The following is a 15,417-nucleotide window of genomic DNA, read 5'->3' as shown; positions in this document are numbered from 1 at the left end:
ACTCCCCGATCAGGAGCAGTCATGAACGCCCGTACCGACCATGCCGCGCTGCACGCGGACCTCCGACACCTCGCGGACCTGCTCGACGAGACCCTGGTCCGTCAGGAGGGCCCCGAGCTGCTCGGCCTGGTCGAGCAGGTCCGCCTGCTCAGCCGCACCGACGGAGAGGCCACCGCCGAACTGCTGCGCGGCATCGGGCCGGCGACCGCGGCCAACCTGGTCCGCGCCCTCGCCACCTATTTCCACCTGGCCAACGTCGCCGAACAGGTGCACCGCGGCCGCGAACTGCGCGCCGTCCGGGAACGGGCCGGCGCCGCCCTCGCCCGCGTCGTGCAGCAGGCGGCGAGGGAGGCGCCGGAGGCCCTGACCCGGGCGGTCGAGCACCTGAACGTCCGCCCGGTCTTCACCGCCCACCCCACGGAGGCGGCCCGCCGCTCGGTCCTCACCAAGCTGCGCCGGATCGCCGAACTGCTGGAGGCCCCGGTCCCCGAGGCGGACCGCCGCCGCCACGACGCGCGGCTCGCCGAGACCATCGACCTGATGTGGCAGACCGACGAGCTGCGGGTGGTGCGCCCCGAGCCCACCGACGAGGCCCGCAACGCCGTCTACTACCTGGACGAGCTGCACGCCAACGCGGTCGGCGACGTCCTGGAGGACCTCGCCGCCGAGCTGGAGCGGGTCGGCGTCCGACTGCCCGACGGCACCCGGCCGCTGACCTTCGGCACCTGGATCGGCGGCGACCGCGACGGCAACCCCAACGTCACCCCGGAGGTCACCTGGGACGTCCTGATCCTCCAGCACGAGCACGGCATCAACGACGCCCTGGCGATGGTCGACGAGCTGCGCGGCCTGCTCTCCAACTCCATCCGCTACACCGGCGCCACCGACGAGCTGCTCGGCTCGCTGGAGCACGACCTGGCCCGCCTGCCCGAGATCAGCCCCCGCTACAAGCGGCTCAACTCCGAGGAGCCGTACCGCCTCAAGGTCACCGCGATCCGCCAGAAGCTGGTGAACACCAAGCACCGGCTCGCCGAGGGCGGCACGCACGAGGAGGGCCGCGACTACCTCGGCACCGCCGAACTGCTGCGCGACCTCACCCTGGTGCAGACCTCGCTGCGCGAGCACCGCGGCGGCCTGTTCGCCGAGGGCCGACTGGGCCGTACGATCCGCACCCTCGCCGCCTTCGGCCTGCAACTGGCCACCATGGACGTGCGCGAGCACGCCGACGCCCACCACCACGCCCTCGGCCAGCTCTTCGACCGGCTCGACGAGGAGTCCTGGCGCTACGCCGACATGCCCCGCGACTACCGGCAGCGGCTGCTCGCCAAGGAGCTCACCTCCCGCCGGCTGCTCGGCCCGGCGCAGCTGGACCGGGCCGGGGAGAAGACCCTCGGGGTCTTCCACACCGTCCGCCGGGCCCTGGACTCCTTCGGGCCCGAGGTCATCGAGAGCTACATCATCTCGATGTGCCAGGGCGCCGACGACGTCTTCGCCGCGACCGTGCTGGCCCGCGAGGCCGGCCTGGTCGACCTGCACGCCGGCATCGCGAAGATCGGCATCGTGCCGCTGCTGGAGACCACCGACGAGCTGAAGGCCGCCGACACGATCCTGGAGGACATGCTCTCCGACCCGTCCTACCGGGCCCTGGTCGCCCTGCGCGGGGACGTCCAGGAGGTCATGCTCGGCTACTCCGACTCCTCGAAGTTCGGCGGCATCACCACCTCGCAGTGGGAGATCCACCGGGCCCAGCGCCGGCTGCGCGACGTCGCCCACCGCTACGGGGTGCGGCTGCGCCTCTTCCACGGCCGCGGCGGCACCGTCGGCCGCGGCGGCGGCCCCTCGCACGACGCGATCCTCGCCCAGCCCTGGGGCACCCTGGAGGGCGAGATCAAGGTCACCGAGCAGGGCGAGGTGATCAGCGACAAGTACCTGGTGCCGTCGCTGGCCCGGGAGAACCTGGAGCTGACGGTCGCCGCCACGCTGCAGGCCTCCGCGCTGCACACCGCCCCGCGCCAGGCCCCCGAGGAACTGGCCCGCTGGGACGCCGCGATGGACGTGGTCTCCGACGCCGCGCACGCGGCCTACCGCGTGCTGGTGGACGACCCGGACCTGCCCGCCTACTTCCTGGCCTCCACCCCGGTCGACCAACTCGCCGACCTGCACCTGGGTTCGCGGCCCTCGCGCCGCCCGGACTCCGGCGCCGGCCTGGACGGCCTGCGGGCCATCCCCTGGGTGTTCGGCTGGACGCAGTCCCGGCAGATCGTGCCGGGCTGGTACGGCGTCGGCTCCGGGCTGAAGGCACTGCGCGAAGCGGACCTCGGCGGCGTCCTGGACGAGATGTACGGCCAGTGGCACTTCTTCCGCAACTTCGTCTCCAACGTGGAGATGACACTGGCCAAGACGGATCTGCGGATCGCCCGGCACTACGTGGAGACGCTGGTGCCCGCTGAGCTCCAGCGCGTCTTCGCGGCGATCGAGGCCGAGCACGACCTGACCGTGAGCGAGCTGCTGCGGATCACCGGCGAGCGCGAACTCCTGGACGCCCAGCCGGTGTTGAAGCAGACCTTCGAGATCCGCGACGCCTACCTCGACCCGATCTCCTACCTCCAGGTCGCCCTGCTCAAGCGCCAACGGGACGCGGCCGCCGCAGGCGAGGAGCCGGACCGCACGCTCTGCCGGGCCCTGCTGCTGACCGTCAACGGGATCGCCGCCGGCCTGCGCAACACCGGCTGATCCCCAGCCCCACGAAGCCACCCCCACGAACTCCCCACGAAGGCCCCTCCCACACAAGAAGGCCCAGCCATGACAGAGCCACCCGAACACCCAGGCGCTCCTTCCCGGCGCGGCGTGCTGCGCAGCGCCGTCGTCGCCGGCGCGGCCCTGGCCGTCCCACTCGCCGGCGGACTCCCCCAGGCCGAGGCCCGGGAGCGGACGCCGGCCCGGGAAGAAGCCCGGCCCCGGGAAGAAGCCCAGACCCGGGAAGAAGCCCAGACCCGGAAGCAGTCACAGCCCGCCCACCGGATCGGCTCGCTCGGCGACCAGTCCGCCGTCCGCACGTTCACCCTGGGCGACGTCCGGCTCACCTATGTCGTCGACGCCGCCATGGAGTTGGACCGCACCGGCTTCCTGCCCGCCGTCCCCTCCTCCTACTGGGCGGAGCACCCCGAGGAGGTGGCGCCCTCCGGTCGGATCGCCGCCTCGGCGGGCGGCGTCCTGGTCGAGCGGGGCCACCGCCGGCTGCTGATCGACGTGGGCCTCGGCGCCAACACGCTCCCACCGTCGCTCGGTGTCTCCCGCGGCGGAGCACTGCCGCGCACCCTCCGGGCGCTGCGGGTGCGGCCGGAGACCATCGACACCGTGGCCTTCACCCACCTGCACACCGACCACACCGGCATGGGCTTCGTCACCGCGCCGGGCCGGGCGCCGCGCAAGGCGTTCCCGCGCGCCGGCTACCTGGTGGCCGGGGCCGAGTGGGAGCCGTTCTGGGAGCACCAGGTCAAGGTCGGGGCGCCGTCCTGGGACAGCTTCATGGTGCCGATGTCGAAGGTGCTGCGCCGCTTCGACGACGGCGCCCAGGTGTGGCCCGGCGTCACCGCGCTGATCACCCCCGGCCACAGCCCCGGCCACACCACCTTCGTCGTCTCGGCCGGCGGCGGGCGGCGGATCCTGGTGTTCGGCGACGCCTTCCACACCCCGGCCCAGGTGGCCCACCCCGAGTGGCCGTCCGGACCGGACACCAACGTCGACAAGGTGCTGAAGGCCCGCCGGACCCTGCTGGCCGAGCTGCGCAAGCCGCACACCTACGGCTTCGCGTTCCACTTCGGCGACCAGGCGTTCGGCCGGGTCGGGGAGGACGGCCGCTGGCACCCGGTGCCCGCCCGGGCCCTGCTGCCCACCCCGATCCAGTTGCCGCAGTAGGTGTTACGACACCACGTCCTTGCGCGCGAACCCGCGGAACGCCAGCGCCAGCAGCACCACCGCGTACGAGAGCGACAGCGAGACGCCCTGCAGCATGCCGCCCCACTCCAACTGCGGCTGCAGGGCGTCCGCCCACGCGTACTGCCAGTGCGCCGGCAGCCACTCCCGCAGGTCGCCGAGCGCGGTGACGGCGTCCAGCACCCCGGTGATGATCGAGATGAACACCGCCCCGCCGACCGCCCCCAGCGGCGCGTCCGTCGCCGTCGACAGCCAGAAGGCCAGCGCGGCGATCACCAGCTCGCTCAGGAACACGAACGCCACCGCGAGCGCGATCCGGGGCAGCGCCTGCCCGGCGGGCAGACTCGCCCCGGCGGGCAGCTTCAGGTCGCCCCAGCCGTACGCGGCGGTGCCGACGGCCAGCCCGATCGCGGGCAGCATCACCACCGCCACCGCCGAGAACGCCAGCCCGACCGCGAACTTGCGGGTCAGCAGCCGGGCCCTGGGCACCGGCGCGGCCAGCAGGTAGCGCAGCGAGGACCAGCTGGCCTCCGAGGCCACCGTGTCCCCGCAGAACAGCGCGACCGGGATCACCAGCATGAATCCGGTGCCCACGAACAGCATGGTGACGGCGAAGTTGGCCCCGGAGGCGGTGGCCAGATCGATGAAGGTGGTCCGGTCCGGACGCCCCGGGGTGCCGCCGATCTGGAACGCGGCCAGGATGACGAACGGCATCGCCGCCAGCACCCCGCCGATCACCAACGTGCGGCGCCGGCGCAGCTGCCGCATCGCCTCCACCCGCAGCGGCAGGGTCCGGCTCGCCCGGTACCCCTCGGCATGGTCCGTCGAGACGGCGCTCACGCCGCACCTCCGATCAACGACAGGAACGCGTCCTCCAGGCGCCGCTGCGGTCCGGCGCTCTCCACCGGCACCCCCAGCCGCACCAGCTCCGCCAGCAGCTCGCTCGCAGCGAGCCCGTCCAGCCGGACCAGCAGCCCGCCCTCGACGGCCTCCGCCGAACCGACCCCGGCCAGCGCGCCGACCTTGGCGACCACCGACTCCGGGTCGCAGGAGTCGGCGACACCGATCATCAGCAGCTCACCGGCGCCGACGATCTCCCCGACCGGACCGGCCGTCACCAGCTGCCCGCGGTCCATCACCACCAGGTCCGTGCAGCTCTGCTCGACCTCGGCCAGCAGGTGGCTGGACACGATGACGGTCCGTCCGCCGGCCGCGTACCGGATCATCACCTCGCGCATCTCGCGGATCTGCGGCGGGTCCAGCCCGTTGGTCGGCTCGTCCAGGATCAGCAGGTCCGGCATCCCGAGCATCGCCTGCGCGATGGCCAGGCGCTGCCGCATGCCCTGCGAGTACGTCCGCACCGCGCGGTCCAGCGCCTCGCCGAGCCCGGCGATCGCCAGCGCCTCGCCGAAGCGGGCGTCCTCCTCCGGCCGTCCGGTGGCCTGCCAGTACAGTCGCAGGTTGGCCCGGCCGGTCAGGTGCGGCAGGAAGCCCGCGCCCTCGACGAAGGCCCCGACCCGCGAGAGCACCGGCGCCCCGGGCCGCACCAGGTGCCCGAAGATCCGGATCTCCCCGGCGTCCGGCCGGATCAGGCCCATCAGCATCCGCAGCGTGGTGGTCTTGCCCGCGCCGTTCGGCCCGAGCAGGCCGAGCACCTGGCCCTGCTCCACCCGGAAGCTCAGGTCCCGTACCGCGTACCGGTCCTGCGCGCCCTTGTAGCGCTTGCTCAGCCCGCTGATCTGCAACGGCACCCCGGCCAGCTCCGGATCGAACCCGGGCCCGGCGGCCGCCGAACGCCGTCGGCGCAGCACGGGCACCAGCACCAGCGCGGCGGCCACCACCACGGCCGCCACCGGCAGCAGCCAGGTCCGCGCGGGCAGCGGCGCCGCTTCGGTGACCAGTTCCTCGTCGGTCGGCGCGGTGAGTGCCCCGGCCGGCGCGACCCGGTAGGTGGCCGGCTCGGCCGGCGAGGCGTACGCCAGGTCGGTGGACGCCAGCACCAGCCGCACCCGGTGCCCGGCCGGGAAGGTGTGGTCCACAGCGGGCAGCTGGACGGTCACGGTCTTGCCCGCGTCGGCGCCGACCACCCGCAGCGGGGCCGCGAGCTGCTGCGGCAGCACCGACTTGCCGTCCGGCCCGACGTCGTACAGCTTCGCGAACAGCACCGCGTCCGGCCGGTCCGCCGTGACCGTCACGGGCACGGTCGGCTGCCCGGTCAGGTGCAGCGGCGTGTCCAGCGGCGCCGAGTCGAAGGCGGCGTTCTGGCCCGGGAAGTCCAGCGACAGCCCGGCCCCGAGCGAGGCCGCCTGGCTCAGCGCGCCGATCCCCGGCAGCGTCGAGATCCCCGGCGGCGCCCCGCCGGGCGGGTTGGCGAGCGACTTCTCCCCGCCCGCCAGCTCGATCGAGCGGGTGCCGGTCCCGCCCAGCCCCGGGTACCGGTCGGCGGAGGCCCCGCGCAGCACGGCCTGGAAGCCGGTGGAGTCCACGCCCCCGGTCCGGGTCACCCGGAAGGCCGGCCCGGTGTCGTTGCCACGCCCGCGCAAGCCGCGATTTTTCAAGAAATGATCGAACCAGGCCGTCACCCGGTCGTCCACCCGGGCGCTGGTGTCCGTCCCGCCGTCGTGCCCACCCGCGAACCAGTCCACCGAGACCGGTGCGCCGTTGGCCGCCACGGCCTTCGCGATCTTGTCCCCCTGGTCCAGCGGGAACAGCGAGTCCTGCTGCCCCTGCACCACCAGGGTGGGCGCCTTGAGCTGCGTCGCCACCGAGGACGGGCTCGACTTCTCCAGCAGCGCGACGGCCTCCGGATCGGCGTGCCCGGCGGTGGCGACCCGGTCGTACATCTGGCAGAGCGAGTCCAGGAACCGCCCGCAGCCGACCTGTCCGTCCGCCTGCGGCTTGGCCCCGTCCCCGCCGCGCGGTGCCCCGCCGGAGGGCCCGAGGTCCCCGGCCGCGCCGGTGGTGAAGAAGATCCCGGCCCACAGCTTCTTGAACACGCCGTCCGCCGCGCCCGAGCCCTGCACGCCCTGCGGGAACAGCGCGTCGGCCAGGTTCCACCAGGTGATCTGGGTCGCGACGGCGTCGATCCGGTGGTCGTACGCGGAGGCCAGCAGCGAGATCGCCCCGCCGTACGAGGCGCCGGTGATGCCCACCCGGGGGTCGCCGGGCCCGTCGAGCTGCACCTCGGGCCGCTGGGCCAGCCAGTCCACCAGGTGCTTGACGTCCTCGACCTCACGGTCGGGCGCGTTCAGCCCGATCTTCCCGCCCGAGTTCCCGAAGCCGCGCGCCGACCAGGTCAGCACCGCGTACCCCTGCCGGGCCAGCTGCTGGGCGCGCTCCCGCTCGCCGTCCTTGGAGCCGCCGAAGCCGTGCGCCAGCAGGACCGCCGGCCGCGGGCTGCTGCCGGTGGTGAAGAACGAGGTGTCCAGCTGGACCTGCTGAGCGCTGCCAGGGGTCTCCGGCATGCTGAGGAAACGATCCTCCTGGTGAACCGCCTGCTCGCCGCCCGACGCCACCGCCACCGTACCGACCCCGGCGACCGCCACCAGGGCCACCGCCCCGGCCAGCACCTTGCGCCGCACCGACCTGCCGCGGCCGCGCCAGCGACGCCATGCCCCACCGAACTCCATGGGGGCTGATCGTATCCGCCGCCCGGGTAGGCGTCCGATAAAGCCACCACCCCTTTTCGCCCGGTTCTGCCCGGTAAGCGGCGGTATCGTACGGCTCACCCGGCTCTCTCCCCACCCCGAGAAGGTCCCGTGTTCTGGCCGCTGATCACCCTGCTCGCCACCGTCGCCGCCACCCTGGTGATCGGCTGGATCGTCGACCAGGCCCTCCAACGGATCAGCGCGGGCCACCCCGACGCCCCGCTCTGGTCACTGCTCCGCCGCTGCCGGATCCCGCTCCAGCTCGCCGTCGTCACAGCCCTGCTGCTCGCCGCCGACCCGCTCAAGCGGATCCTCCACCTCAAGGACGACGAGGGCGCGCACCACGTGGTCCTGCTGCTCCTGCTCGCCTCGCTCGGCTGGCTCACCGTCCGGGTGGTGGCCGCCGCCTTGGAGGCCGTGCTCAGCCGCTACGAGACGGTCACCGGCGACCCGGCCCGGGTACAGCGGGTGCACACCCAGATCAGCATGCTGCGCCGGGTGGTCAGCGCGGCGATTGTCGTGGTCACCGCCGCCGTGATGCTGCTGACCTTCTCCGCCATGCGCACCGTCGGTGCCAGCCTGCTCGCCTCGGCCGGCATCATCGGCATCGTGGCCGGCATCGCCGCCCAGAGCACCCTGGGCAACTTCTTCGCCGGCCTGCAGATCGCCTTCGGCGACACCGTCCGAATCGGCGACACCGTGCTGATGGACGGCCAGCAGGGCACCGTCGAGGAGATCACCCTCTCCTACCTGGTGGTCCGGCTCTGGGACCACCGCCGGCTGATCGTCCCGGTCTCCTACTTCGTCAACAAACCCTTCGAGAACTGGACCCGCCGCGACCCCGGCCTGCTCGCGGCCGTGCTGCTCCACCTCGACCACACCACCCCGGTCGACGAGCTGCGCACCGCCCTGCACACCCAGCTGGAGCGGCACCCCCTCTGGGACGGCACCGAGTGGGCCCTCAACGTCACCGACACCACCCCCAGCACCATCGTCGTCCGCGCCACCATGACCGCCCGCACCCCCGACGACGCCGCCCAACTCCGCTTCGACATCCGCGAGCACCTCATCGCCCACCTACGCGACCACCACCCCCACGCCCTCCCCCGCCTCCGCACCACCGACACCTGACACCCCGCGCACCCCTCTCCCCCGAAACAGAGTTCCCCGCGCCCCGAAAGGGGCGCGGGGAACTGCGCGAAGCGGAAGGCCGAGACCCGCACGAGCCTCCCGACCGCTCACAAAACCCGAGTCATCGTCCGATGCGGAATCCCCGCGTCGTCGTACACCGGCCCCTCCGCCACGTACCCCAGCCGCTCGTAGAACCCGAGCGCCTGCACCTGCGCGTGCAGCTCGACCTCGACGGCCCCACGCTCAAGCCCCGCCGCCTCGATCGCCCGGACCAGCTCGGCCCCGAGCCCGGTCCCCCGCGCGGCGGCGAGGACCGCGAGCCGCCCGAGCAGCACCCGCCCCTCGACGCCCCCGGTCAGCTTCAGCGCGTGCTCACCGAAGATCAGCCGCCCGGTCCCCAGCGCGGCCCCGTCGGCCCCGACGGCCAGCAGGTGCACCGAGGTCCCGTCGTACTCGTCGTACTCCAGCTCCTCCGGCACGTTCTGCTCGACGATGAACACCTCACGCCGAACCTCCCGCACCAGCGCCAGGTCCGCCTCCCCCTCGGCGACCCGGATCGAGGCCGGCACGTCAGCTCTCCGCCGCGATGATGTCCAGCGCCTTCCGCAGGTCCGCCGGGTACTCGCTGCTGAACTCGACCCACTGACCGTCCGCCGGGTGCTCGAAGCCGAGCGAGACGGCGTGCAGCCACTGCCGGGTCAGCCCGAGCCGCTTCGCCAGCGTCGGGTCGGCGCCGTACGTCAGGTCACCGACGCAGGGGTGCCGCAGCGCGGACATGTGGACGCGGATCTGATGGGTGCGGCCGGTCTCCAGCTTGATGGCGAGCAGCGAGGCCGCCCGGTACGCCTCGATCAGGTCGTAGTGGGTGATCGACGCCTTGCCGTCACGCGTCACGGCCCACTTCCAGTCCGAGCTGGGGTGCCGCCCGATCGGCGCGTCCACCGTGCCGCTCATCGGGTCCGGGTGCCCCTGGACCAGGGTGTGGTACCGCTTCTCGGTGATCCGGTCGTGGAACTGCCGCTTGAGGTCGGTGTACGCCCGCTCGGACTTGGCGACCACCATCAGCCCCGAGGTGCCGACGTCGAGCCGGTGCACGATGCCCTGCCGCTCGGCGGCACCCGAGGTGGAGATCCGGTAGCCGGCTGCGGCGAGCCCGCCGATGACGGTGGGCCCGGTCCAGCCGGGGCTCGGGTGCGCGGCGACGCCGACCGGCTTGTCGACCAGCACGATGTCCTCGTCGTCGTGGACGATCCGCATGCCCTCGACCGGCTCGGCCACGATCTGCACCGGGGCGGCGGGGGCGGGGATCTCGACCTCCAGCCAGGAGCCGGCGGTCACCCGGTCCGACTTGCCGGCCACGGCGCCGTCGAGCGTCACCTTGCCCTCGGCGGCCAACTCGGCGGCCTTGGTCCGGGAGAACCCGAACATCCGGGCGAGGGCGGCGTCGAGGCGCTCGCCCTCCAGGCCGTCGGGTACGGGGAGGCTGCGGATCTGCGCTGCGGTACTCACCCGTACGAGTATGCCGGAAACGCGGCCCGGCCCCTCCCGCCGGCGGTTCCGACGGGGAAGGGCGGGTCCCTACTTGTCGCCCTTGTCCGTCTGCTGGTGGACGGTCCCGTCCGGGTTGCTGCCCTTGAAGGAGAGCAGCACCACGAGGATCCCGCCGCAGACGATCGCCGAGTCGGCGAGGTTGAACACCGCGAAGTGCTGGACGGAGATGAAGTCCACGACGTGCCCGCGGAAGACGCCCGGCGCGCGGAACAGCCGGTCGGTGAGGTTGCCGAGCGCCCCGCCGAGCAGCAGCCCGAGGGCGATCGCCCACGGGAGGCTGTACAGCCGGCGGGCGATCCGCCAGATCACCACGATGACGGCCGAGGCGATCATCGTGAAGACGACGGTCAGCGCCTGCCCCATGCCGAAGGCCGCACCGGAGTTGCGGATCACCTGGAGGGTGACGACGTCGCCGATCACCTTGATCGCGGCGTGGTTCTCCAGCTTGGCGACGACCAGCAGCTTGCTGCCGAGGTCGATCAGGAAGGCGAGCACCGCGACGACCAGCAGCACGCCGACCCGCCGTCGGCCCTTGGGCTTCTCGACCGCCGGGGTGCCGCCCGCGGGAGCCGTCCCGCCGTCGGTCGAAGCCGCCTCCGCGGGGTCGGTGGGATCGGCCACGGCCACCTCCACGGCATCGGCGGGGTTCGGGACGGCGTCGTCCCGGGTCTGGGGGGAACCTTGCGTACTGATGATCCGCTCCGCTGCCGGTGGAGCTCCCCCGGGCAGGAGGTGGGGGAGGGTGGTGGGCCGATGCCGCCCTGGAATCCGTCGAGGAACCGCTCCGGACACGTCAGGCGACGTTACGGGGTCGAGCGTACGGCAAGCCCGACCCCCCGCGCCGCCCCTGCGGCCCGGTTCAGCGGCGTTCCTGCTTGGCCTTGCACTGGACGCAGAGCGTCGCCCGGGGGAAGGCCTGCATCCGGGCCTTGCCGATGGCCTGGCCGCAGGATTCGCAGATGCCGAAGCCGACGCCTTCGAGCCGCTCCAGGGCGCGCTCCGTCTGGGCGAGGCTGTCCCGAGCGTTGTTGGCGAGCGCCAGCTCGCTCTCCCGCGAGATGTTCTTCGTACCGGCGTCCACCTGGTCGTCGCCGGCTCCGTCGTTGGAGTCACGCATCAGGCCCGCGATGGCGGCGTCGGCGGCGTCGATCTCGCCGCGCAACCGCGCCAGGTCGCTGATCAGCTCGTCGTGGAGCTCGTGGACCTCCGCCGAGGTCCACGGGTCCTCGCCGGGTCGGACCGGCAGGGTGGCCGGGTCGACGGATTCGGCTCCGCGCGGCGCGGTGACGATGTCGGTGCTGTTCTGAGGTGCGGTAGTGGTCACGGTCCCCTCCCCTGGATCGGCCGCCACGGCCTTGCGTGCCCGCTTGGTGGCGGTACCCGCGCCGGATGCCTTCTCAGCCATGGCTTCGACCCCATCTACGAACGAATCGAGCCGCCGGTTCCCGGCGGCTTCCAGTGCCGGAACGATAATCCCGATCAAAACCGGTCACAACATGACATACCGGCGCCTCGCGATGATCCCACCCAGGCAGCCGCCCCAACCGCCACGCCCCGCGCGCTGACAGACTTGTGCCCACCTCACCCCCGCCTAACCACCCCCGCCGACCAGCCCGTCCATGCCCGGAACCAACCCCGCGGAAACGGTTTGGACAAACCGACTCGCCCGGCCGATACACTGGGCCTGCAAGGCGCAGATGGGACGAGTACCGACGTACGCAGCCACCAGCGACCCGGGGACGGTGCGAGCCCGGGGGTGTGCACGACGGGAAGATCACCCCGGAGCCGCCGGAAGAACGGCCACCGCACAGCCCGCGGCGGCCCACTAGACCCGGCAGCAAGCCCAAACAAGAGGGCCGCAACGCAGCACCGCGGCCAAGGAGGGTGGTACCGCGGGACGGCCAGGCCGTCTCGTCCCTCCGGAGGATCCAGTCCCAGCATCCGCCGGAGGTAGACGCCCGCGATGAGCAGCTCCTACAACCCCGTCCCGGCGCAGGTGGACCTGCCTGCCCTGGAGCACCAGATCCTGTCGTTCTGGCAGGACAACAAGATCTTCCAGCGCAGCCTGGAGCAGTCCGAGGGCCGCCCCGAGTGGGTGTTCTACGAGGGCCCGCCGACCGCCAACGGCATGCCCGGCGCCCACCACATCGAGGCCCGCGTCTTCAAGGACGTCTTCCCGCGCTACCGGACGATGAAGGGCTACCACGTCGCCCGCAAGGCCGGCTGGGACTGCCACGGCCTGCCGGTCGAGCTGGCCGTCGAGAAGGAGCTGGGCTTCTCCGGCAAGCAGGACATCGAGGCGTACGGCATCGCCGAGTTCAACGCCAAGTGCCGCGAGTCGGTGACCCGCCACACCGACGCCTTCACCGAGCTGACCACCCGCATGGGGTACTGGGTCGACCTCGACGATGCCTACCGGACGATGGACCCGTCCTACGTCCAGTCCGTCTGGTGGTCGCTCAAGCAGATCTTCGACAAGGGCCTGCTGGTCCAGGACCACCGCGTCGCCCCCTGGTGCCCGCGCTGCGGCACCGGCCTGTCCGACCACGAGCTGGCCCAGGGCTACGAGACCGTGGTCGACCCCTCGGTCTACGTCCGCTTCCCGCTCACCGGCGGCCCGCTGGCCGGCCAGGCGGCCCTGCTCGCCTGGACCACCACCCCGTGGACCCTGGTCTCCAACACCGCCCTCGCGGTCAACCCGACGGTCACCTACGTAGTGGCCACCGACGGCGACGAGAAGCTGGTCGTCGCCGAGCCGCTGCTCGCCAAGGCCCTCGGCGAGGGCTGGGAGCCCACCGGCGAGTCCTTCACCGGCGCCGAGATGGAGCACTGGAACTACCAGCGCCCGTTCGAGCTGGTCGAGATCGAGAACGCCCACTTCGTCCTCAACGCCGACTACGTCACCACCGAGGACGGCACGGGTGTCGTCCACCAGTCCCCGGCCTTCGGTGCGGACGACCTCGCGACCTGCCGCAAGTACGGCCTGCCGGTGGTCAACCCGGTGCTCGCCGACGGCACCTTCGCCCCCGAGGTCCCGCTGGTCGGCGGCCAGTTCTTCAAGAAGGCCGACGAGGCCCTGGTCGCGGACCTGAAGGAGCGCGGCCTGCTCTTCCGCCACGTGCCGTACGAGCACAGCTACCCGCACTGCTGGCGCTGCCACACCGCGCTGCTCTACTACGCGCAGCCGTCCTGGTACATCCGGACCACCGCCGTCAAGGACGCGCTGATCCGCGAGAACGAGGCCACCAACTGGTTCCCGGAGACGGTCAAGCACGGCCGCTTCGGCGACTGGCTGAACAACAACATCGACTGGGCGCTCAGCCGCAACCGCTACTGGGGCACCCCGCTGCCGATCTGGCGCTGCGAGCAGGGCCACCTGACCTGCGTCGGCTCGCTGGCCGAGCTCACCGAGCTCACCGGCACCGACCAGAGCGGCCTCGACCCGCATCGCCCGTTCATCGACGAGGTGACCTTCGCCTGCCGCGACTGCGGCGGCACCGCCACCCGCGTGCCCGAGGTCATCGACGCCTGGTACGACTCGGGCTCGATGCCCTTCGCCCAGTACGGCTACCCGTACCAGAACAAGGAGCTGTTCGAGAAGCGCTACCCGGCGCAGTTCATCTCCGAGGCGATCGACCAGACCCGCGGCTGGTTCTACACGCTGATGGCGGTCGGCACCCTGGTGTTCGACAAGAACAGCTACGAGAACGTCGTCTGCCTGGGCCACATCCTGGCCGAGGACGGCCGCAAGATGTCCAAGCACCTGGGCAACATCCTGCAGCCGATCCCGCTGATGGACCAGCACGGCGCCGACGCCGTCCGCTGGTTCATGGCGGCCGGCGGCTCGCCCTGGTCGGCTCGCCGGGTCGGCCACGGCACCATCCAGGAGGTGGTCCGCAAGACCCTCCTCACCTACTGGAACACCGTCGCCTTCCAGGCCCTGTACGCCCGCACCTCGAACTGGGCCCCCTCGGCGGGCGACCCGGCCCCGGCCGACCGCCCGCAACTGGACCGCTGGGTGCTCTCCGAGCTGAACACCCTGGTCCGCGAGGTCGACGCGGCCTTCGAGGCGTACGACACCCAGCGCGCCGGCAAGCTGCTCTCCGGCTTCGTCGACGACCTCTCCAACTGGTACGTCCGGCGTGGCCGCCGCCGCTTCTGGCAGGGCGACGCCGCCGCGCTCGCCACGCTGCACGAGGCGCTGGAGACGGTCACCCGCCTGATGGCCCCGCTCACCCCGTTCATCAGCGAGCGGGTCTGGCAGGACCTGGTCGTCCCGGTCACCCCGGACGCCCCGGCCTCGGTGCACCTGGCCTCCTGGCCGGTGGCCGACGAGAGCCTGATCGACACCGAGCTCTCCCGGCACATGGCGCTGGTCCGCCGCCTGGTCGAGCTGGGCCGGGCCACCCGCGCCGAGTCCGGCGTGAAGACCCGTCAGCCGCTGTCCCGCGCGCTGGTCGCCGCCCAGGGCTGGGAGGAGCTGCCCGCCGACCTGCGCGCGCAGATCGCCGAGGAGCTCAACGTCTCCACCCTGGAGTCGCTCTCTGCGTCGTCCCCGTCCGGGGCGGGCGGCGGTTCACTGGTCGACACCACCGCCAAGGCCAACTTCCGCGCGCTGGGCAAGCGCTTCGGCAAGGGCGTGCAGGACGTCGCCAAGGCGGTCGCCGCCGCCGACGCCGCCCGCCTGGCCGCCGAACTGCGCGCCGACGGCGCGACCAGCGTCGAGCTCGACGGCGAGACGATCACCCTGTCGCCCGACGAGGTGATCATCACCGAGACCCCGCGCGAGGGCTGGGCCGTCGCCAACGAGTCCGGCGCCACCGTCGCCCTCGACCTGGCCATCACCCCGGAGCTCAAGCGCCTCGGCATCGCCCGCGACGCCATCCGCCAGATCCAGGAGGCCCGCAAGAACTCCGGCCTGGACGTCGCCGACCGCATCGTCCTCCGCTGGCGCGCCACCGCCGAGGAGACCGCCGAGGCCATCGCCGAACACGGCCCCCTCGTCGCCGAAGAGGTCCTCGCCACCGACTTCGCCGCCGGCACGGCCGACTGGGCCTCCGAAACCTTCACCGACGAATCCCTCGGCCTCGCCTTCCAACTCCGCAAGGCCTGACCCACCCCACGAAGCCGCCGTCGCCTCAGGGCGACGGCG

The 15,417-nt window shown here is 72.5% G+C and carries 10 protein-coding genes; 4 read left to right on the top strand and 6 right to left on the bottom strand.

Features of this window, described 5'->3' with window-relative positions; genetic code table 11:
• Positions 1 to 21: 21 nt before the first annotated feature.
• Both ppc and ACZ3UD_RS00720 read left to right on the top strand, forming a co-directional pair.
• Positions 22 to 2,733: a phosphoenolpyruvate carboxylase gene (ppc, locus tag ACZ3UD_RS00725; protein ID WP_465580726.1), complete on the top strand. Its 2,712-nt coding sequence runs from the start codon at positions 22 to 24 to the stop codon at positions 2,731 to 2,733.
• Positions 2,734 to 2,802: 69 nt separating this feature from the next.
• Positions 2,803 to 3,918, top strand: coding sequence for an MBL fold metallo-hydrolase (locus ACZ3UD_RS00720; protein WP_465580724.1), 1,116 nt, complete (start codon positions 2,803 to 2,805; stop codon positions 3,916 to 3,918).
• Positions 3,919 to 3,921: 3 nt separating this feature from the next.
• Here ACZ3UD_RS00720 and ACZ3UD_RS00715 read toward each other — a convergent pair whose 3' ends face one another.
• Positions 3,922 to 4,776 (bottom strand): ABC transporter permease, encoded by an 855-nt coding sequence (locus tag ACZ3UD_RS00715; RefSeq protein ID WP_465580722.1) that lies wholly within the window; start codon positions 4,774 to 4,776, stop codon positions 3,922 to 3,924.
• Positions 4,773 to 7,565, bottom strand: coding sequence for an alpha/beta fold hydrolase (locus tag ACZ3UD_RS00710; RefSeq protein WP_465580720.1), 2,793 nt, complete (start codon positions 7,563 to 7,565; stop codon positions 4,773 to 4,775). Before ACZ3UD_RS00710 ends, ACZ3UD_RS00715 begins: the two co-directional genes overlap by 4 nt.
• Before the next feature lie 129 nt (positions 7,566 to 7,694).
• Here ACZ3UD_RS00710 and ACZ3UD_RS00705 point away from each other — a divergent pair, with 129 nt between their 5' ends.
• Positions 7,695 to 8,714: a mechanosensitive ion channel family protein gene (locus tag ACZ3UD_RS00705; RefSeq protein WP_465580718.1), complete on the top strand. Its 1,020-nt coding sequence runs from the start codon at positions 7,695 to 7,697 to the stop codon at positions 8,712 to 8,714.
• A 107-nt stretch (positions 8,715 to 8,821) separates the two neighbouring features.
• Here the strand turns inward: ACZ3UD_RS00705 and ACZ3UD_RS00700 are convergent, their stop codons facing one another.
• The 4 genes from ACZ3UD_RS00700 to ACZ3UD_RS00685 all read right to left on the bottom strand — a co-directional run bounded on the left by ACZ3UD_RS00700 (position 8,822) and on the right by ACZ3UD_RS00685 (position 11,589).
• Positions 8,822 to 9,283, bottom strand: coding sequence for a GNAT family N-acetyltransferase (locus tag ACZ3UD_RS00700; protein WP_465580715.1), 462 nt, complete (start codon positions 9,281 to 9,283; stop codon positions 8,822 to 8,824).
• A gap of 1 nt (position 9,284) precedes the next feature.
• Positions 9,285 to 10,223: an RluA family pseudouridine synthase gene (locus ACZ3UD_RS00695; RefSeq protein ID WP_465580712.1), complete on the bottom strand. Its 939-nt coding sequence runs from the start codon at positions 10,221 to 10,223 to the stop codon at positions 9,285 to 9,287.
• 69 nt (positions 10,224 to 10,292) lie between these two features.
• The gene (gene lspA, locus ACZ3UD_RS00690) at positions 10,293 to 10,886 is read right to left on the bottom strand and encodes a signal peptidase II (RefSeq protein ID WP_465580709.1); all 594 of its coding nucleotides are present in this window, start codon (positions 10,884 to 10,886) and stop codon (positions 10,293 to 10,295) included.
• Positions 10,887 to 11,124: 238 nt separating this feature from the next.
• Complete coding sequence (locus ACZ3UD_RS00685) at positions 11,125 to 11,589, bottom strand: TraR/DksA family transcriptional regulator (RefSeq protein ID WP_465580707.1); 465 nt, start codon at positions 11,587 to 11,589, stop codon at positions 11,125 to 11,127.
• 639 nt (positions 11,590 to 12,228) lie between these two features.
• Here ACZ3UD_RS00685 and ileS point away from each other — a divergent pair.
• Complete coding sequence (gene ileS / locus ACZ3UD_RS00680) at positions 12,229 to 15,378, top strand: isoleucine--tRNA ligase (protein WP_465580705.1); 3,150 nt, start codon at positions 12,229 to 12,231, stop codon at positions 15,376 to 15,378.
• The last annotated feature ends 39 nt before the right edge of the window (positions 15,379 to 15,417 follow it).

The organism is Kitasatospora sp. NPDC023118 (assembly GCF_055560875.1).
The sequence above is the reverse complement of the archived record's forward strand: the minus strand, read 5'-3'. Positions and strand labels throughout refer to the sequence as shown.